This window comes from Nocardia inohanensis NBRC 100128 (assembly GCF_001612945.1).
Lineage (GTDB): Bacteria > Actinomycetota > Actinomycetes > Mycobacteriales > Mycobacteriaceae > Nocardia > Nocardia inohanensis.
In genome coordinates this window covers 354,236-373,183 of the sequence record NZ_BDBK01000016.1, presented here as the reverse complement: position 1 = coordinate 373,183, position 18,948 = coordinate 354,236, and the positions used below count along the sequence as shown (strand labels likewise).

Below are 18,948 nucleotides of genomic sequence, written 5' to 3'. Positions count from 1 at the left end.
GGGGCCGCCGCTCGATCGATCCTCTTTAGAGGGCGTCGGACCCACGTTCGCCGGTGCGAACCCGGATCACGCCCTCGACCGGGGTGACCCAGACCTTGCCGTCACCGATCTTGCCGGTGCGCGCCGCCTCGACGATCACCTCGACGACCTTCTCGACGGAGGCGTCGTCCACGACCACCTCGACCCGGACCTTGGGAACGAAGTCGACCGAGTACTCGGCGCCGCGATAGACCTCGGTGTGGCCCTTCTGGCGGCCGTAACCCTGGACCTCGCTGACGGTCATGCCGAGCACGCCCGCCTGCTCCAGCCCGGACTTGACGTCCTCGAGCGTGAACGGTTTGACGATTGCAGTAACCAGTTTCATGCGTCATGCCTCCTTGACGGCGGCGGTGCGCGCCGCACCACCCACAGCAGCGAAATCGTATGCCGATTCCGCGTGCTCGGACTCGTCCATGCCCACGAACTCCGCTTCGTCGTCCGCGCGGAGGCCGATGGTGAACTTGATGGCGAGCGCGATGATCAGCGTCGCGATGCCCGAGAAGGCAAGTACCGCACCGGCTCCCACGGCCTGCTTGATCAGCTGATCGAAGCCGCCGCCGTAGAACAGACCCTTGACCGCGGCCGGGGCCTCGGGGGCGGCGACCAGGCCGACCATCAGGGTGCCGGCGATACCGCCGACCAGGTGCACACCGACCACATCCAGGGAATCGTCGAAGCCGAAGCGGAACTTCAGGCCGACGGCCAGGGCGCAGAGCGCACCGGCGACGACGCCGATGGCGAGCGCGCCGACGACGTTGACCGAGGAGCAGGAGGGGGTGATGGCGACCAGACCGGCGACCACACCGGAGGCGGCGCCGAGCGAGGTGGCGTGTCCGTCACGGACCTTCTCCACCAGCAGCCAGGCGAGCATGGCCGCACCGGTGGCGACGGTGGTGGTGATGAAGGTCGCACCGGCGATGCCGTTGGCGCCCACCGCGGAACCGGCGTTGAAGCCGTACCAGCCGAACCACAGCAGGCCCGCGCCGAGCATCACGAACGGCAGGTTGTGCGGGCGCATCGGGGTCTGCGGCCAGCCCTTGCGCTTGCCGAGGACGATGGCCAGCACCAGGCCGGCGATACCGGCGTTGATGTGGACCGCGGTGCCGCCGGCGAAGTCGATGGCCTTGAGCTTGTTGGCGATCCAGCCGCCGTGCTCACCGGTGACGCCGTCGAAGGCGAAGACCCAGTGCGAGACCGGGAAGTAGACGACGGTCGACCAGACGGCGGCGAAGAGCAGCCAGGAGCCGAACTTCAGGCGGTCGGCGACCGCACCCGAGATGAGGGCGACCGTGATGATCGCGAACATGAGCTGGAAGGCCACGAAGACCGTGGCGGGAATGGTTCCGGCGAGCGGGATTCCGACCTTGACCGAAGCGTCGGCTGCGCTGGTCAGGTAGGTGCCGCCGATCAGGCTCTTGAGCCCGAAGTACTGGGCCGGATCACCGAACAGGTTCGACTTGTCGTCGCCGAACGCCATCGAGTATCCGTAGAGCACCCACAGGACGGTGACCACGCCCATTGCGCTGATGCTCATCATGATCATGTTCAGCACGTTCTTCGAGCGGACCATGCCGCCGTAGAAAAATGCCAGACCGGGTGTCATCAAAAGCACGAGCGCTGAACTGGCCAGCATCCATGCCGTGTCTCCGGCGTCGGGTGCGCCGATTACGGGGAACGCCACCTGAATTTCCTCCTCATCTCGGGCTCCGCCTCAACGGCGAGAACGAGCCTGCAATGAGGTTCCTCAGTTGGTGTTTCATCCGTGAGCCTGCGGCGTTTCACCTAGGTGAACGGATGAGATTGCACTGTTGCAGTCACGTTTCCGAACCCGCACCGATGTTTCGACCATGTTGTGAGGTAGATCTTGTTCACCCGTATCTAAGCAGGTGAGAGGTGGTTATCCGAGGAGGGCGTCGACAAACGCGCCGGGCTCGAAGGGAGCTAGGTCATCCGCGCCCTCACCCAAACCGACCAGTTTTACTGGAACGCCGAGTTGTTCCTGCACCTGAAACACGATGCCGCCCTTGGCAGTACCGTCCAGCTTCGTCAGGGCAACCCCGGTGATATCGACGACATCGGCGAAGACTTTGGCCTGCATCAGACCGTTCTGCCCGACCGTGGCGTCGAGCACCAGGATGACCTCGTCGACCGGAGCCTTCTTCTCCACGACGCGCTTGACCTTGCCGAGCTCGTCCATCAGGCCGGTCTTGGTGTGCAGGCGGCCGGCGGTATCCACCAGCACCACGTCCACACCGCGATCGATGCCCGCGCTCACCGCGTCGAACGCCACGGCGGCCGGGTCGGCGCCCTCCTTGCCGCGCACGGTCTCCGCGCCGACCCGCTCGCCCCAGGTCTGGAGCTGATCGGCGGCGGCGGCGCGGAAGGTGTCGGCGGCGCCGAGCAGGACGCGGCGGCCGTCGGCGACGAGCACGCGCGCCAATTTGCCGGTGGTGGTGGTCTTTCCGGTGCCGTTGACGCCGACGACCAGGGTCACCGACGGGCGATTGTCGTGCGGCAGTACCCGGATCGAGCGGTCCAGCTCCGGGCGCAGCGCCTCGATCAGCACGTCGCGCAGCACTTCCCGCGCCTCGGCGGCGGTGCGGACGCTGCGGGAGGCCATCTCCTCACGCAGGCGCTCGACCACCGCGGCGGTGGAGGCGGTGCCGAGATCGGCCATGACGAGGGTGTCCTCGATCTCCTCCCACGAGTCCTCGTCCAGATCGCCACCGCCGAGCAGGCCCAGCAGGGACTTGCCGACGGCGTTCTGCGAGCGGGACAGGCGGCCGCGCAGGCGGGTGAGGCGACCGGTGGTGGGGTCGATCTCCGGGACCACGGGGGTGGGGGCACTCGTGGGCGGCACGGCGGTTTCGGCCGGGGCCGGAGCGGCTTCACTCGGCGCAACCGCCGCAGCGGCGGCAGCAGCCGCGGCGGAGGGACCGGTCTCGGCCGGTGCCGTGGGCGCGGAAGTCGCGGCCGGAGCGGCGGTTCCACTCGACTCGGACGGAGCGGTCGGTTCGGCAGGTGCGGCCGGGGCTTCCGCCTCGACCACGATCTCCTCGACGATCTCCGTACCGGCCGGGGTCTCGACGACCACTTCCTCGACCGTGACCTCGACGACGGCGGGGGTTTCGGCGGCTACCTCGGGCGTGACTGCGGGTGCCGCGTCCTCCTCGGCCGCCGGGCGCTCGGGGCCGAGCTCGGGTTCAGGGAGGCGAACGTCGTGAATGCTGCGTTTGCCGGAGTCGCGCGGGACGGCCGCGTCGTCGCCGATGTGCGGCTGGCCCTCGTCGTCGGTGCGCTCGACGGGCAGCGGTACCGGTTCCGGCTTCGGCTTGGGTTTGGGCAGGGTGGCCGCGCCGCCGCCTTCGCTGAAGCTGAATCCGCCGCCAGCCGTGTATCCACCCGACCGGTCGGGCAGCTCCTGCTGCTCGCGAGCCGCCGGGGTGAGCGAGATGCGGCGGCGCTTGTAGAGGACGAATCCGGATACGAACGCCACGAGCAGCACCGCGGCGATCGCGGCGATGAGGATCCAAGCTTGTGCAGTCACGTGTCCCATCCTTTCAGAACCCTCCGAGTTGCCGGATTCACACACCTACCGACGGGTTTCGGAGCAGTGTCGTCTAACACACATCGGGTACGCATCGGCTATGGACACGCCGGAGCAAGCCGGCCCAATCGGGACAACGACCGACCGGTTTGCTCAACATCGCACCACAGTGCGGAAGGAGCGGCGAATGCGACACCGAGACAATAGGATCGGCGACGTGACCGATCGAAATGTGCTTGGGGGACCGCTGGAGGAGTGTGGCACCGATCCTCTCACCGGCTTTTACCGGGACGGATGCTGTAGCACCGGCCCCGAAGATCTTGGCAGCCACACCGTCTGCACCGTTGTAACCGCGGAATTCCTGGAGCATCAGAAATCGATCGGCAACGACCTGATCACCGCGCGCCCGGAGAACAACTTCCCCGGACTACAGCCGGGCGACCGCTGGTGCGTGGTGGCGGTGCGCTGGCTGCACGCCCACGAGGACGGGGTGGCGGCGCCGGTGGTGCTGGCCGCCACCCACGAGAACGCCCTCGAGGTGGTGCCGATGGAGACGCTGCGCAAGTACGCGGTCGACGTCCCGGACGACGTCAGCGACCTGCTGTAGCCGGTCACAGCTGCGGGGGCACACCACGGATCACGGTCGACCGAATCGGTGGTGAACGCCGCGCCGATATCGGCTCACCGCTGAGGCAGGACGCGGATCGCCGTGTCGCGCAAGGCGATCGCGACACGTGAGGCGGGGACAATGAGCGCGCCCGCGGTCCGGAAGCCCCGCAGCGCGGGCTTGGACAGTTCGCGTTGCCGCTGTTCGTAGCGGTACAGCGCCGCGCCGGGGTCACCGGGCGTCCGGGTCAGCTCCGCGGCGAGGGTGTGCGCGCCCGCGATGGCGAGGCTGGAGCCGTCGCCGAACAGGGACAGGCTGGAGCCGGCGTCACCGAGCAGGGTGACACGCCCTGCCGTCCAGCGCGGCAAGGAGACTCGGCTGACGGAATCGAAGTAGAGGTCCCCGGCGGCGCGGACCTGATCGAGCAGGTCGCCGAAGATTCCGGTGCGGCCGTCGAAGGCATCGAGCACCAGCCGCTTGTGCTGGGCGGTGTCGCGATAGTCGTAGTCCGGCACGGCGGCGGCACGGAACATGAAGGCGGCGAGGGGCTTTCCGCCCGCCGGATGCACCGAGACCGACCGGCCGGGCTCGTTGTACATGACGACCTCGCGGTCGCCGCCGAAGGTCCGGTCCACCGGCAGCGTGGCCACGTACATTCCCATGTGCCGCACGAAATCCCGCTCCGCTCCGAAGACCAGGCGGCGCACGGTGGAGTGCAGTCCGTCCGCGCCGACCACGTAGTCGAAGCGGGCGGGCGCGGCATGCTCGAAGGTGACATCGACCCCGGATTCGTCCTGCTCGAGGCCGGAAATGCTGTCACCCCAGAACATCCGGGCCTGCCCCTCGGCCGATTCCAGCAGGATAGCCGCCAATTCCGCACGCGCCAGCTCGACTTCGCCGCTCGCCGCTCCGCGCCCGCCCGCGGTGCGCATCGACGCCTTTCGCCGCCCGGCGGCATCGACGAAGGTCAGCCGGTCGACATGGGTTGCCGCCGCACGCAATTCGGGCAGCACGCCCATCTCCTCGACCACCCGCCACGCCGCTCCGCGCACATCGATCGGGTTCCCGCTGGAGCGCTGCCCGGCGGCGCGTTCGACCACGGTCACGTCGAACCCGTTGCGCCCCAGCCAGTACGCCAGCGTCGAGCCCCCGATACCGGCTCCTGAGATCAGTACGGATGCGCTCATGACTACCACCTCGGCTCATAAGTGGACGAATTCCGTCCGCTTAGCTCGATGCTACGCTAAACGGAAGAATTTCGTCCACTTATTCTTCGGAGGTGAGGACCACGGCCGAGCAACTGCGCGCCGACGCCCGCGGTAATCGGGATCAGATCCTGAACGCCGCCCTCGACGCGTTCCGGGATCACGGCACCGAGGTGCCGATGAAGGAGATCGCCGACCGCGCCGGCGTCGGAGTCGGCACCCTCTACCGCCGCTTCCCGGACCGGGACGCGCTGATCGTCGGCGTCTCACACGCCCACCTGTCCCGGCTCGCCGACCTGGCGACCGCGGCGTCCGACGCGGAACCCACGGCCTGGGCCGCGCTCACCCGCTTTCTGGGCGAATGTCTCGAACTACGTTTGGGCGCATTGGCTTCCGCTATCGAGCCCACCCTGCACCGCGCCATCAAGGTCCACGCCGACCTGCACGAGGTCCGCGACCGGCTCACCGACCGGATCGATCGAATGATCGAACAAGCCCGCGCCGCAGGCGATCTGCGCGCCGACATCCCCGCCGACGACGTCAAGCTGCTGATGACCCTCCAGGTCTACACCGGCCCGGGCGACCCGGACCCGGCAGCCGCCGCCCGGGTACTGCGCATCGTCCTGGACGGCCTGAGGCCGCCCGGGCAGCGGGCGGCGACCCACGAATAGCGTTGGGGGCCGGGTCGCGACCCGGGACAGCGGACTCGGTCGCGGTTCGTCCGACGCGAAACGCCGCCCGGCGGCAATGCCGGGCGGCGTCGGGCCGAGCGGGTCAGCGCTCGGTGCGCAGGGTCCAGAGCTGCGCGGCGGCCATCGCGGCGGTGAAGGCGGCGATGAAGAGAATGCCCGCGGTGCCGAGGGCGGTCGGATGCAGCCAGCCGGCGGCCAGGGTGACCAGGCTGTCGACGGTCCAGAAGATGTTGACCCCGGCGATGATCGCGGCTGGGCGACGCGGGATGACGCGGCGAGTGGCCACTACGAGCACGCAGACCGCGTAGGCGATGAAGAAGACGCCGGTGGCCAGCAGCACCTCGACGGAGAGGCCGAGGGGCGAATCCAGCACGGCGGCAAGGGCGGTGATCGCGACGCCGGAGAGCAGGGTGGCGATGCCGTCGGCCTCGTAGGCCAGGCGCAGGGGGGTCAGGCCGGCGATGCGGCGGGCGGTGGGAGCGGTGGCGGTGGTCATCGGAATCAGGTCCTTCCTTCGGTGATTCGTGCTGCTCCGAAGGTGGCCCGGCGGGCGCTGCCATGACCACGCCAATGCCTGCAAACTACTGCCGGCCGCTGGTCAGGACACTTTCCGGATGCTGGTCGGCACGCTGTCGAGGCTCGAACGCAGTTGCGCGGCAATGAGCTTGGCTGCCGCGTTCTGCCAGTTGTGCAGGGTGCGTTCGGGAACCTGATCGACGAACCAGGTCAGCGCTTTGCGCGAGACCGGATCCAGGTCGGTGCGCTTGGTGCGGACGCTGTACGGGCGGATGCCGGCCACGTAATAGAAGTAGACCGAGTTGTAGTGCCGCCACTCCTCGCTGGTGCCGAAGTCCGCGCCGGTGCGCGGTTTCAAGGCGGTGATGCTCTCGCTCAGCAGCGCTTTGAGTTCGGTCGCGCGATCCAGCGGGCCGACCGGGTCCCGGCCGCGCAGCCGGGAGTCGATGACGGGCAGATCGACCAGCGGATTGGAGACCAGCTTGCCCAGATCGGCGTAATGGCTGAGCGCGCGCCGGGTGAGCCGCGCGAATTCCTCCTCGCCGAGCGCCGCCAGCCCGGTCTCGGTGTCCTTGCGCGGCAGCGCGTCCGCGGCCTCCCGCAGCTCGGTGCGCGCCTCCCGCAGTTCGGGGGCGGAGGCGAAGGCCAGCCGATCCACGCCCGCCTGCAAGGGCGCGTTCAGCACCTGTAGGGCGATGGCCGCCCCGACCGCGCCGAACAGCAAGGCCACCAGGGCGGTTCGCTCCCCCGTCAACACGATGGCGACGGCCGCCTGCCCGCCGAACACGGTCGCCGTCGCCGCCGACACCAGCAGTGAGCGCGTCATATCCGCGCGCAGCGCTTCGCCTTCGTCGAAGGCGTCCAGCACCGCGATGCCGATGCCGAGCAGCACCAGATCCACCGCGACGCCGGAGAGCATCGCGGTGCGCGGCAGCACGTTGAACCCGAGCAGGATCAGCGCCGCGCTGAGCCCGAACATGAGCGCCCCGACCGTGAGCAGTCCCGCCACCGATCGCCTGGCGTCATCGGCCCATTCGGAGTGCTGCCCGAGGATGGCCAGCAGCGAACCGAGCAGCACCAGAATCATCAGCGTGCCGAGCAGATACGCGACCGGCATCAGCCCGGCCGCCGCCGGCATGGCCAATGCCACGAATACCGGAATCAGCACCAGCCGCCACAGCCGGTCCACTCGATCTGCCCAGCGCTCGGGTAGCAATCGGATGAGCACGCCGCTCCAGGCCAGCGCGGGCACGCAGACCAGCACGATCCGCACGCCGTCGAACCAGGCGGTATCGGCGGCCAGAGCATCCGCGATCACCGCTGCCGCATAGGCCAGCAGTCCGGCTCCGGCTCTGCACAGCACCGGTTTTCGCGTATCTCGCGCCAACAGATACAAACCGAGCCACCAAGCCACACCGAAAGCCACCGCCGAAACCCACACCACGCTGGGAGCCTAACGCCGCACCCCTCGGTTTCCCGCCCCCATCGCGGGTCACGAGTTCATCTCTCTGTCAGCAGTTTTCGATCACGGCCGCCGGAGAGTGGCGGCGGCGGTGTGCTTTCTGACGGCAGGCGGGCGAGCAGTAGCGAGCGGGCCGACCGGTCCCGCTGTGCCGGATCAGCGTCGCGCAGACCGGGCAGTGCGCATCGGCCGTAACGGAACCACCCCCGGTTTCGTCACGCCATACAACGGAAGTTCCGGGTTTCGTAACGCCGGCGTTCACCGGTGCGGCCCGCAGCGCATCGAGCACCAGGGTCACTCCGCGCGCCAATCCGGGCCCGCTCCCCGGCAACCGTTGAATGGCAACGCATCCGGTGAACAACGCCAGCACATCGGCGATGGTGACATCCGCGCGCACCGCCCCCTGCGCCTGTGCCGCCGCCAGCAGGTCCACCAGCGCCAGATGAAACCGCTCCCCCGCCTCCCGCATCAATTCCCTTGGCCAGCCGTCTTTTTCGAGAATGTCGCACAACGCCTGATTGCGCGGCGTAGACGCCACCACCTCGGTGCAGAACGCGAAGAACGCCACCCCGGCATCCGGCGCCCCCCGATACCCGACGGCCAACGCGGTCAACCGATCCAGCCGCTGCTGCATGACGGCTTCGAGCAGCGCTGTCTTACTGGGGAAATGCCGATGCACCGTCCCCGCCCCGACCCCGGCTCGCCGCGCGATCTCCGCCAGCGAAACCCCCGTGCCCTCCTCCGCCAGCGCCCGCTGCGCCGCCGCCAGCACCAGCGCCCGATTCCGCCGCGCGTCCACCCGCGCCCCACCGGCGGAAGGCGCTGCCGGCGTGGTGTTCCCGTGCGGTCCCCCGCCCGAGATTTCCGGCCGCCCAACGGCAGTCGATGCGGCTGGCGCGCGCGATGTCCCGGCGGGCGTTTCCACCCGATGCGCGGCGGCAAATGAGCTCGGCCCGGCCACCGTCGATGCGGTGCGGTTCGATCCGGACGGTGCGCCGGGGATGCGCGGAGTGCTGGATCGCGGTGCGGGTGCGGTCATTTCGTTACGGCTTCCTTTTCCGGCGCTGGCCGCCCGGTTCGGCGCGGCATAGCGTCCGGATACGGGTCGACCGACCCGAATACTACCGAAGGACAGGGCGAACATGTCTGTACAGAGCGATCTCGTACTGGTCACCGGCGCCACCGGCAAGCAGGGTGGTGCGACCGCCCGGCAGTTGCTGGCGGCGGGGCGGCGGGTGCGCGTGCTGGTTCGTGATCCGGAAGCGGTTGCCGCGCAGGAGTTGCGGGCCGCCGGGGCCGAGTTGGCGGTGGGCGACTTCGACGACGCGGCGTCGGTCGAGGCGGCGGTGGCCGGGGCCGGGGCGCTGTTCCTGGTCCCGCCCGCCACTTACGGGCCGACCGGCTGGGATGCCGAGCTGGAGGCCGAGCGCGGCGAACGAATGGTGGCCGCCGCCAAGGCAGCCGGAGTGAAGACCATCGTCTTCACCGGGATTGCCTCGTTCAAGCGCGAAGGGGTCTGGGGCGTGCACGGCAAGCGCCGCATCGAAGACGCGGTGCGGGCCGGCGGATCGCAGTGGACGATCCTGCGTCCGGTGCGATTCATGGAGAACTACCTCTTCCAAGGCACTCCGGTGGACGGCATTCGCGACGGCGATGTGCACCTGCACGTCTTCCCGGGCGACCGGCCGTTGCAGGTGATCGCGGTCGGCGACGTCGCCGCCTTCGCCGTCGCCGCCTTCGAAGAGCCGGCGAAATTCCATGGCCGCGTGCTGGAATTGGCCGGCGACGACCCGACCCCGGTCGCGGCGGCCGCCGCCATCAGCGCCGCCGTCGGCCGGCGGATTCACTACCGGGAGCTCGCCGAGGCGGACGCGATCGCCCTCGGCGAGCAGATGCACCAGGTCTGGAAGATGTCGCGAGCCGACGAGGGCTGGCACGCCGACATTCCCGCGCTGCGCGAACTGCTGCCGGGTCTGCGCACCTTCGACGAGTGGCTGGCGGAGTCGGGTGCGGCACGGATCAAGGAGGTGCTGAAGTAGTCACCGGAGTTTTGCTCCACTTTCGGCCTCCTCGGTCACTATTCCGACGAACGGGGGTTGAAAGTGGAGGAGAAATCCGGTGACCCGGAGCACCACGTTCCGCGCCCACATACCCCACCGCGACACCGGCACCATCAACCGCAAGTTCGCCCCGACTTTGTGTTTGCGGACGACGAGCGGGTGGTGCGCCTGCCGGTACCGCGGGAAGGCGGTGCGGAAATCGCCTGCCGCCGAGGCCAATTCGGTCGCGAGGCGATATGCGCCGACTATGGCGAGCTCCGCGCCGGCGCCGGAGACCGGGGAGGCACAGTAGGCGGCGTCGCCTACCAGCGCCACGCGGCCCGTCGACCAGGTATCCATTCGCACCTGGGCGAGGGCATCGAAGTACAGTTCGGGATCCGCCATGGCGTCCGCCAGCAATTGCGTTGCCTGCCAGCCGTTTTCAGCGGCGAAGTGTGCGCGCAGCAGTCGGCGCGCGGATTCCGGGTCGCGATAGTCGTAATCGAGCTCCGGGCTCCGGAACATGAAGTACGCCTTGGCTTGCGGGTGGTTTCCGGATCGATAGACGCCGACCATCCGGCCGGGTTCCGGGTTGTGCATGGTCACCCACCGATCCGGCCCGAGTGCGGCGTCGGCATTGCCGAAGGCGAAGTAATGCCCACGGTATTGCACGAATTCGGATTCGGGCCCGAAGGCGAGCCGCCGGACCGCCGAGTGCAACCCTTCGGCGCCGACGACCAGGTCGAAGCGCTGCGGTTCGCCGTGTTCGAAGGTGACGGTGACGCCGTCGGCATCCTGCGCGAGGGCGGTGATCGAGTCACCGAAGCGGAATTCGACTGTGCCGGAGGCGGCGTCGTGCAGCATACGCACCAGGTCGCCGCGCATGATCTCCACTTCCGCGCTGCCGGACCGGTCCCTGGTGGCGCGCATGTCGATGCGAGCGAGTTCGCCGCCGGCCGCGTCGACGAACCGCATGCCGGTGACATCGGTTGCCGCCGCGCGTATCTCATCCAGCAGACCCATCCGCTCGACGATCTCGATGGCCTCGGCGCGGATGTCCACGCCCTGTCCGCCGGTGCGCAACCGCGTCGCCCGCTCGACGACGGTGGGCCGGAACCCGTGCCGGGCGAGCCAGTACGCCAGGGTCAGTCCGGCTATGCCGGCGCCGGCGATGAGAATCCGTTCGTTCTTCATGACCACTCCCCGTGTCTCATAATTACTGACCCCTGGTCAGTGATTTGAAGGTAAGTCACTGACCGCCGGTCAGTCAAGGGGGTAGCATCGGATGCTGTGACCGACGACTCGCGTGCCCGCATCCTGGCGACCGCGCTGGACCTTTTCGCCGAGCGCGGCTTCCACGCCGTCTCGGTGCGCGAGATCGCCGCGGACGTGGGCTTGACGAAAACCGCCGTGCTCTACCATTTCCCGAGCAAGACCGATATCGTCGCCGCCCTGGCGGAACCGCTGCTGGCCGACTCCGAAGCGCTGCTCGCATCGGTGCGGGAACTCCCCTCGGCCGAGGCGCGGCGCTGGGGTCTGGTGAGCGGGCTGCTCGACGTCTGGTTCACCCACAGCCAATTGCTCCGCATGCACATGCAGGACGAAGCATTGTCCTCCGACAACACCACTTACCTGCGGCTACGCGATTTCGCACTGGCCGCCCAGGACCTGATCGCCGGTCCCGGAGCCGATTTCACCGATCGGGTGCGCGCAGCCCAGGTCTATGCGGCGCTCAGCGATCCCGTCACCATCTTCGCCGACCACCCGCCCGCCGAACTGCGGGCGGCGATCCTGGACGGCGTGCGGCGATTACTGGGCTCGCCCGCCCCTGACCTGCCCCGTCATCGAACGGTCGCGGCCGACCCGGCGCCCCCTGCCGGCCGCGGCCGGCCCGCCGCCGTATCCCCCGAAATGGCCGAAACCGCCCGGCGCATGCGAGATTCGGGGGACTACACCATGGCGGAGATCGCCGCCGAACTCGGCGTCTCCCGCGCCACGCTGTACCGCCATCTCACCGCGCCGGGCGGTGACTGAGACCCGGGTTCCCGATGTCTCGAAAAAACATTCAAGAGACAGCTGCGACCGTCAGTTCAGCGCACCGTCGTAATCGGGCAGTTTGAAGCCGCGTTCGGCGTGCCCGCCCGCGAGATCCGAAGCGCTGTTGCCGATATTGGCGACGATCGTGTAGCCCAGGCTCTCGATCTCGGTGCGCGCGCCGGTCTTGTAGGTCTCCAGCGCGGTGGCGCCCGCGGACCCGGTGGTGAGCCCGCCGCCGTACAGCTTGTCGACGGTGTAGCCGACCGAGGTCAGGTTGATCTGGGTGTAGACGTTCATCAGCGACGGCCGCCCGGTCACGAAAATGATTGCCGCGCCCTGGCTCTTGGCCCACTGGGTGAGCGCCAGCACGGGTGCGATGGCGGGTGTGATCGGGGCCGGGTTGTAGCTGGTCTCCAGCGAGGTGTTGTCGATATCCAGCACGATGGCGGGCTTACCACTGGCGGGCAGCCGGGTGGACAGGTACGCCTTGGCCTCGTTGACGACCGTGGTGACGTCGGCGATCCACTGGCTGTAGGCGGGCTTGCTGCCGCCGCCGGACAGCGAAGAGGAGCCCGAACCGCCGGAGCCGGAGGCGGATCCGGTGCCGCCGGACAGCGAGGAGGATCCGCTGTCGGCGAGGGCGGTGGCCGGCACGGCGAGGGCGACGGTGATTCCGAGGGCAACACCTGCGATAGAGCGTCTCATGACTCCGGGACGCTATCCGCCGAGCTGCTCTTACGTGATCATGTTTCAGATATTTCCCGTTGAGCGGGAACCGATTTGCCCTACGCGGGCGCCCCCACCAGGTTCTCGCCCCGCATGCGCTGCGAGATCACCTGGGTGATGCCGTCACCGCGCATGCTGACGCCGTACAGCGCGTCGGCGATCTCCATGGTGGGTTTCTGGTGGGTGATCACGATCAGCTGGCTCTTCTCGCGCAGCTGCTCGAACAGGCCGATGAGCCGGCGCAGGTTGGTGTCGTCCAGCGCGGCTTCGACCTCGTCCATCACATAGAACGGTGAGGGGCGGGCGCGGAAGATGCTGACCAGCAGGGCGACCGCGGTCAGCGACTTCTCACCGCCGGAGAGCAGCGACAGGCGCTTGACCTTCTTGCCCGGCGGGCGGGCCTCGACTTCCACGCCGGTGGTCAGCATGTCGGACGGGTTGGTCAGCAGCAGCCGGCCTTCACCGCCGGGGAAGAGTTTGCCGAAGACGCCGACGAATTCGCGCTCCACATCCTCGTAGGCATCGGTGAAGACCTGGAGGATGCGGGCATCCACCTCGGCTACCACGTCCAGCAGGTCCTGCCGGGCCTTCTTGACATCCTCGAGCTGGGTGGCGAGGAAGTTGTAGCGCTCCTCGAGGGCCGCGAACTCCTCCAGCGCCAGCGGATTCACCTTGCCGAGCGTGGTGAGGTCCTTCTCGGCGCGTTTGGCGCGCCGCTCCTGGGTGGTGCGGTCGTAGGGCATGGGCTGCGGTTCGCGGACGTCCTCGCCGCGTTCGCGCGCCTGCTCGTATTCGATCATCTCCAGCGCGGTCGGCGGCATGGGCACGTCCGGACCGTATTCGGCGATCAGGTCTTCCAATGCCACACCGAAGGTTTCGGCGATGGTGGTCTCGATCTGCTCGATGCGCAGTGCCGCCTGCGCGCGTGCCACCTCGTCGCGATGCACGGCCTCGGTGAACTGGTTGAGCTGGGCGGTGAGCAGCCGGGCGCGTTCCTTGGTCTGATCCACCTGCGCCGCGAATTCGGTGCGGCGCCGGACCAATTCGTCACGGCGGGCGGCCGCCTGGGCGACCACCTGCTCCAGCTGCTCGGCGACCTGCTCCGCCGAGCGCGCCACCACCGCGGCGACCTCGGATGCCTGCTTCCGCGCCGCCATCGCGCGTTCGGCCCGCGCCCGCGTCTCCCGTTCGGCCCGCGCGGCCCGGCGCAGTGAATCCGCCTTGCCGCGCACCGATTCCGCGCGCTCCTCGGCGGTGCGCACCGCCAGCCGGGCCTCGACCTCCATGGTGCGGGCCTCGGCCAGCGCGGCCGCGGCATCCTCGCGCATGAGCGCGGCGGCCTCGGTGCCCGCCGATTCCTGGTCTCCCCCGGCCTCTTCGAGTTCCACGCGCCGCAGCCGCTCTTCGAGCTCGGCCAGCTTCGCGAGCGTCTCCCCGCGCCCCGCTTCGGTCTGCTCGCGCTGCGCGATCAGCCGATCGCATTCACGCTGCGCATTGCGCGCCGTCTGCCCGAGCCGCCCCAGCCGGTCGTAGATGGCGACCAGCGCCTGATCGGATTCGTGCAGCGCCAGCAGCGCGTGATCGACGGCTTCCTTGCGATCGGTCTGCTCGGCCAGCGCCCCCGACAGCGCCGCCTCGAGCTCTTCGGCGGTCCGCTGCCAGGAAGCCAATTCGCTCTTGGCGGAATCGATCTCGGCCTGCACCTCGAGCTGGCTGGGCGCACGATCGGACCCGCCGAGCACCCATCCGCTGCCGGTGACATCACCTTCGCGGGTGACGACGCGGAGCTCCGGCCGCGCCGCGATGACCTGAGCGGCCGCGGCCAGATCGTCAGCCACCGCGATCCCGGCCGTCAGTGCCGCGATCGCGCCGCGCATATTCGCCGGGCACTCGACCACTTCCGCCAGCCACCGCGCACCCCCGGGCAGGGCTCCGCCCGGACGTGGGTCCACGGCGCGCGCGCCGGAAAGACCACCGGTCGGATTCGCTTCGGCCGCACCGGCGCCGGTTACGTCAGCCGCACTCGCAGAACTGCCGACGGCAGCGGCACCGCCACCGGAAAGACCTGCCGAATCGACGTGTATGCGGCCCGGGTCCGCTTGGGCCGCAGCGCCGTTCGGGTCGGGTGCGCCCGCGTAGACGAGGGCGACCCGCCCGCCATCGGCTTCCTTGAGGGCGCGGACGGCGGCGTGGGCGGAGGGGCCGGTGTCGGCGGCGACGGCGTCGGCGAGGGGGCCGAGGGCGGCGGCGACGGCGGCTTCGAAACCGCCGTGCACGCGGATCAATCCGGAGAGGGGGCCGAGCAGGCCGTCGGCGCGGTGTTCGAGCAGCCAGGCGGCGCCGTCGCGGCGGGCCAGGTTCATGGAGAGGGCTTCGATGCGGGCGGTCAGCGAGGCGACGCGTTTGCTGGCTTCGCGGTCCTTCTCACGGAGTTCGGTGACGCGCTGGTCGGCCAGTTCGAGGGCTTGGGCGGCGTGCTCGTATTGGTGGTCGAGCCCTTCCTCGCCCGCGTCCAATTCCCCCAATTCGCTTTGCACGGACTCGAATTCGGCGTCGGCGGCCTCGCCCCGGCCGCGGGCCTCGGCGATGGAGGTGGTGATACGGGCGATCTCGCCGTCCACGGACTGGGCGCGAATGCGCAGGCTGTCGACCTGGCCGGAGAGGCGGGCCAGGCCCTCGCGGCGGTCGGCGATGGCGCGCACGGCGGCGAGGTGGGCCTGTTCGGCGGCCTTGGCGGCCTGTTCGCGTTCGTGCAGGGCTTCGCGCGCGGATTCCAGGGTCTCGGTGGCGATCTCGACGGCGGCGAGCAGCTCTTCCTCTTCGGCCTCGACCCGATCGGCTTCGCGTTCCAGCTGTTCCGGATCGCGGCCCAGGCCGGCGGGCTGCTCGATGGTGAGGTTGCGGGCGCGGTCCTTGGCGATCCGGATGGTGGCGTTGACGCGTTCGGTCAGCGCGGACAATTGGAACCAGGTCTGCGCCGCCGCCTCCGCGCTGGGCGTCAATCGCGACAATTCGAATTCCTGCTGTGCCAGCGCCGCATTCGCGGCATCCAGCTCGGCCTGCACGGTGACCTGCTGCTCGCGGGCGTACGCCTCTTTGCTCTGCTGGCTCTCCAGCTCGCGGCGACGCGACACCAGATCGTCGGCGGCCAGCCGCAGGCGCGCATCGCGCAGTTCGGACTGCACGGTCGCCGCCCGCCGCGCCACTTCGGCCTGCCGCCCGAGTGGTTTGAGCTGCCTGCGCAATTCGGTGGTGAGGTCGGTCAGGCGGGCCAGGTTCGCCTGCATGGCGTCCAGCTTGCGGACCGCCTTCTCCTTGCGCCGCCGGTGCTTGAGCACGCCCGCGGCCTCTTCGATGAAGGCGCGGCGGTCCTCGGGACGCGATTCGAGAATGGCCGAGAGCTGGCCCTGGCCGACGATGACGTGCATTTCGCGGCCGATGCCGGAGTCGCTCAACAACTCCTGCACATCCATCAGGCGGCAGGAGTTGCCGTTGATCTCGTATTCGCCGGCGCCGTCGCGGAACATGCGGCGGGTGATGGACACCTCGGCGTAGTCGATGGGCAGCGCACCGTCGGAATTATCGATGGTCAGGGTCACCTCGGCCCGGCCCAGCGCAGCACGACCGGCGGTGCCGGCGAAGATGACGTCCTGCATCTTCCCGCCCCGCAGCGCTTTGGCGCCCTGCTCACCCATCACCCAGGTGAGCGCGTCGACCACATTCGATTTACCCGACCCATTGGGACCGACCACGCAGGTGATGCCCGGTTCGAGCCGCAGGGTCGTCGCGGACGCGAAGGACTTGAACCCCTTCAGCGTCAGACTCTTCAGGTGCACAGTCGGCCAGGTTACCCGGTCAGCCCGGATTGCCGAAGGTATGCCGGGGTTCGCGTCCCCCGGTCTTCGGATCGCCGACGACGATGGGAGCGTCCGGGCCGAAGGCCATACCCAGTTGCGGGCGGCCGTCCGGGCCGAAATACATGGGCTGCACCCGCACGCTGCGCCCCGCCCAGCCGGTATTCGGTTCGAGGCGGGCGTGATAGGTGATCCACGGCCGGCCGTCCACGGTCAGGAACCCGTTGTGCCCCGGCGCGATCGCGCCCGGTCCGCCCGGCAGCACCGGTCCGCCCGATTTGGTCCAGGCCGCCGGGTCCATGGGGTTGCCGCCGCGCGCCAGCTCCAGCATGCCGATCCGGTAGGTGTCGTCGAAGCTGGCATTGGCGGAGAAGCTGACGAACAACCTTCCGTCGGGTGCGACCAGAGGCTCGGGCCCTTCGTTGATCAACAGCCCTACGTCATTGGGCACCGTCTCCCAAGCCGCCGTCGGCGTCGCGATATGAACCGGCTCCCCCGCCGGCGTCATCGGATCCGACATCTTCACGATGCAAATGTCTTGCACCCGTGTGTCTTCGGGATCTTTGAGGCAAGACCAGAGGTAGTAGCCCTCCCCCGCGTATTGCATATGAACGCCGTCGATGGCCCACCCGCCCGGCAACTCCATCCGCCCGAGATATTCATAGGGCCCGGCCGGATCGTCCCCCGTGGATCGCAACGCATACATCCGATGGCTCTCGTTGCGGTCATCCTCCTGGCCCGCGAAGTAGATCCACCACCGATCCCCGATCCGCTGCAATTCCGGAGCCCAGATCTTCGTGCAGGCAGGCCCTGGGCACGCCCCGTGCTCCCACACCACCTTGGCCTCGGCATCCCCCAGCCCGCCCAATGTGGCCGAACTCCGGATCACAATATTGTCGTCGTTGTAGAAGTCCCCCTGCACCAAATGAAATCGCCCCTGGTAATAGGCGATGCTCGGATCGGCGCCCGCCGCCAGCACAGGATTGGCGAACTCCTCGCTGTACGTGCCGGATTCCGCCGCCGGCGGTGAACCACCAGCTTCAACTGGCGCGCAGACACCCACGATCAGCGCACCGGCAACTCCCAAGACTGCCCGCCAGCCCATCACCATAGCCTCCAGCAAACGTCGAGAATTCAGTCTCGGCAGTACTGGACGCGAGTTCAATCACCCCGGGAAAAGACCAGCGCTCCCCGGCGATTCGCCGCGCCGCCCGTCCGGCTGCCGCCAAGCCGAATCAACCGAATTCGAGGGCATGAGACGACGCCGCCAAACTTCCAACAGCGGTACGCCGATGATGGTGGGGCCCAGCCACGCGATGAGTTCCGCCGGGCCGCGCAGTGGGCCGTCGAGGGCGAAACTCACTACGACCGTGGCGGTTACGAGGGCGAGGTAGGAGCCGCCGAGGCCGTGGACGTAGGCGTGGGTCCAGGGGCCTGGGCGGCCGACGGCGATCCGACCCAGGACGGCGAGGGCGACGGTGAGCACGGATACCGGAACCAGCCACCAGAGGTCGGTGCGGCGCACGACGACCAGCGCCGTGGCGGTAAGTGCCACTGCCGCAACGATTCCCAGGTACCACGCGCCCAGGTGGGTCTTGTCGGGGCGATGGAAGTCGAACCAGGCCAGGACCGGGCCCAGCAATAGGCCGGCGGTCCCGGTCAGGATGTGCGCGGTCAGCAGGGCGGGGTACATGGTTCGCCTCGGCGAGGTGCGGAGTGGTCAGCGGGTGCGGTACCGCTTGTAGGCGTTGGATTCCCAGCCCATGACGACTCGGAACACCAGGACCGCGCCCCACGGGCCGATTACCCACAGCGGCCAGGGGTAGGTGAATTCGCCTGCGGCGACGGAGATCGCGGCCCAGATGAAGAGGCAGAGCAGGCCGACGCCGACCCAGGCGGAGCCTTCGATTTGCTGCCAGATGGGGAAGCGGGCCGGTTTGCCGGGCGACGCAGGGGTTTTGGCGAGCTTGGGGAGGTCCTTCAGGACCAGGTTCAGGTCTTCGCGGGTGGGGGTGTTGTAGACCTGGGCGACGCGCTCGTTGTATTCGGTGAGGTCGAGGCGGCCGTCGGTGAGGTGGCGGCCGAGCAGGTCGGCGACCTGGGCGCGTTCGGCGTCGGAGGCGCGGGTGCCGGTGGCGATGTCCATGTCGATCTCCTCCTCGGAGATATTCCATTGTGGAACGTGTGAATCAAGTGTCGTACTTCCATTGTGGAATGTCAATAG

17 protein-coding genes are annotated in these 18,948 nt (G+C 68.8%); 4 read left to right on the top strand and 13 right to left on the bottom strand.

Annotation, left to right across the window (positions count from 1 at the left end; all coding sequences use genetic code 11):
- Positions 1-25: 25 nt before the first annotated feature.
- The 3 genes from NI1_RS29860 to ftsY all read right to left on the bottom strand — a co-directional run bounded on the left by NI1_RS29860 (position 26) and on the right by ftsY (position 3,595).
- Positions 26-364 (bottom strand): P-II family nitrogen regulator, encoded by a 339-nt coding sequence (locus NI1_RS29860; RefSeq protein ID WP_067827260.1) that lies wholly within the window; start codon positions 362-364, stop codon positions 26-28.
- Positions 365-367: 3 nt separating this feature from the next.
- Positions 368-1,672, bottom strand: coding sequence for an ammonium transporter (locus NI1_RS29855; RefSeq protein WP_174564541.1), 1,305 nt, complete (start codon positions 1,670-1,672; stop codon positions 368-370).
- 264 nt (positions 1,673-1,936) lie between these two features.
- Positions 1,937-3,595, bottom strand: a complete 1,659-nt coding sequence (gene ftsY, locus NI1_RS29850; RefSeq protein WP_439957318.1) for a signal recognition particle-docking protein FtsY — start codon at positions 3,593-3,595, stop codon at positions 1,937-1,939.
- 208 nt (positions 3,596-3,803) lie between these two features.
- On the opposite strand from ftsY, the gene NI1_RS29845 reads away from it, so the two are divergent.
- Positions 3,804-4,193, top strand: a complete 390-nt coding sequence (locus NI1_RS29845; RefSeq protein WP_067827251.1) for a DUF2237 family protein — start codon at positions 3,804-3,806, stop codon at positions 4,191-4,193.
- 74 nt (positions 4,194-4,267) lie between these two features.
- On the opposite strand, the gene NI1_RS29840 is transcribed toward NI1_RS29845, so the two are convergent.
- Positions 4,268-5,380 carry an FAD-dependent monooxygenase gene (locus NI1_RS29840; RefSeq protein WP_067827248.1) on the bottom strand — a complete coding sequence of 371 codons (1,113 nt, stop codon included), beginning with the start codon at positions 5,378-5,380 and terminating at the stop codon, positions 4,268-4,270.
- Between the two features lie 92 nt (positions 5,381-5,472).
- Between NI1_RS29840 and NI1_RS29835 the strand changes: the two genes are divergently transcribed.
- Positions 5,473-6,069, top strand: a complete 597-nt coding sequence (locus NI1_RS29835) for a TetR/AcrR family transcriptional regulator (RefSeq protein ID WP_067827245.1) — start codon at positions 5,473-5,475, stop codon at positions 6,067-6,069.
- A gap of 103 nt (positions 6,070-6,172) precedes the next feature.
- On the opposite strand, the gene NI1_RS29830 is transcribed toward NI1_RS29835, so the two are convergent.
- From NI1_RS29830 to NI1_RS29820, 3 genes are all read right to left on the bottom strand, one after another.
- Positions 6,173-6,586, bottom strand: coding sequence for a hypothetical protein (locus NI1_RS29830; RefSeq protein WP_067827241.1), 414 nt, complete (start codon positions 6,584-6,586; stop codon positions 6,173-6,175).
- Between the two features lie 102 nt (positions 6,587-6,688).
- Positions 6,689-8,050, bottom strand: coding sequence for a hypothetical protein (locus NI1_RS29825; RefSeq protein WP_067827238.1), 1,362 nt, complete (start codon positions 8,048-8,050; stop codon positions 6,689-6,691).
- A gap of 67 nt (positions 8,051-8,117) precedes the next feature.
- Positions 8,118-8,867: a TetR/AcrR family transcriptional regulator gene (locus NI1_RS29820; protein ID WP_245663464.1), complete on the bottom strand. Its 750-nt coding sequence runs from the start codon at positions 8,865-8,867 to the stop codon at positions 8,118-8,120.
- Positions 8,868-9,210: 343 nt separating this feature from the next.
- Between NI1_RS29820 and NI1_RS29815 the strand changes: the two genes are divergently transcribed.
- Entirely contained in the window at positions 9,211-10,107 is an 897-nt protein-coding gene (locus tag NI1_RS29815; RefSeq protein WP_067827236.1) for an NmrA family NAD(P)-binding protein, read from the top strand.
- On the opposite strand, the gene NI1_RS29810 is transcribed toward NI1_RS29815, so the two are convergent.
- Entirely contained in the window at positions 10,108-11,301 is a 1,194-nt protein-coding gene (locus NI1_RS29810) for an FAD-dependent monooxygenase (protein WP_157535402.1), read from the bottom strand. It abuts the gene before it with no gap.
- A gap of 96 nt (positions 11,302-11,397) precedes the next feature.
- Here NI1_RS29810 and NI1_RS29805 point away from each other — a divergent pair, with 96 nt between their 5' ends.
- The gene (locus NI1_RS29805) at positions 11,398-12,141 is read left to right on the top strand and encodes a TetR family transcriptional regulator (RefSeq protein WP_067827228.1); all 744 of its coding nucleotides are present in this window, start codon (positions 11,398-11,400) and stop codon (positions 12,139-12,141) included.
- A 51-nt stretch (positions 12,142-12,192) separates the two neighbouring features.
- Here NI1_RS29805 and NI1_RS29800 read toward each other — a convergent pair whose 3' ends face one another.
- From NI1_RS29800 to NI1_RS29780, 5 genes are all read right to left on the bottom strand, one after another.
- A complete protein-coding gene (locus tag NI1_RS29800) occupies positions 12,193-12,849 on the bottom strand; it encodes an HAD family acid phosphatase (protein ID WP_067827225.1) in 657 nt (218 codons plus the stop codon).
- Positions 12,850-12,929: 80 nt separating this feature from the next.
- Positions 12,930-16,706: an AAA family ATPase gene (locus NI1_RS29795; RefSeq protein WP_067827222.1), complete on the bottom strand. Its 3,777-nt coding sequence runs from the start codon at positions 16,704-16,706 to the stop codon at positions 12,930-12,932.
- Positions 16,707-16,725: 19 nt separating this feature from the next.
- A complete protein-coding gene (locus NI1_RS29790) occupies positions 16,726-17,829 on the bottom strand; it encodes a glycoside hydrolase family 43 protein (protein ID WP_169815651.1) in 1,104 nt (367 codons plus the stop codon).
- A 60-nt stretch (positions 17,830-17,889) separates the two neighbouring features.
- On the bottom strand, positions 17,890-18,417 hold the full coding sequence (locus NI1_RS29785) for a hypothetical protein (protein WP_067827216.1): 528 nt from the start codon (positions 18,415-18,417) through the stop codon (positions 17,890-17,892).
- 27 nt (positions 18,418-18,444) lie between these two features.
- Positions 18,445-18,870 carry a DUF1707 SHOCT-like domain-containing protein gene (locus NI1_RS29780; RefSeq protein WP_067827213.1) on the bottom strand — a complete coding sequence of 142 codons (426 nt, stop codon included), beginning with the start codon at positions 18,868-18,870 and terminating at the stop codon, positions 18,445-18,447.
- Positions 18,871-18,948: the final 78 nt, after the last annotated feature.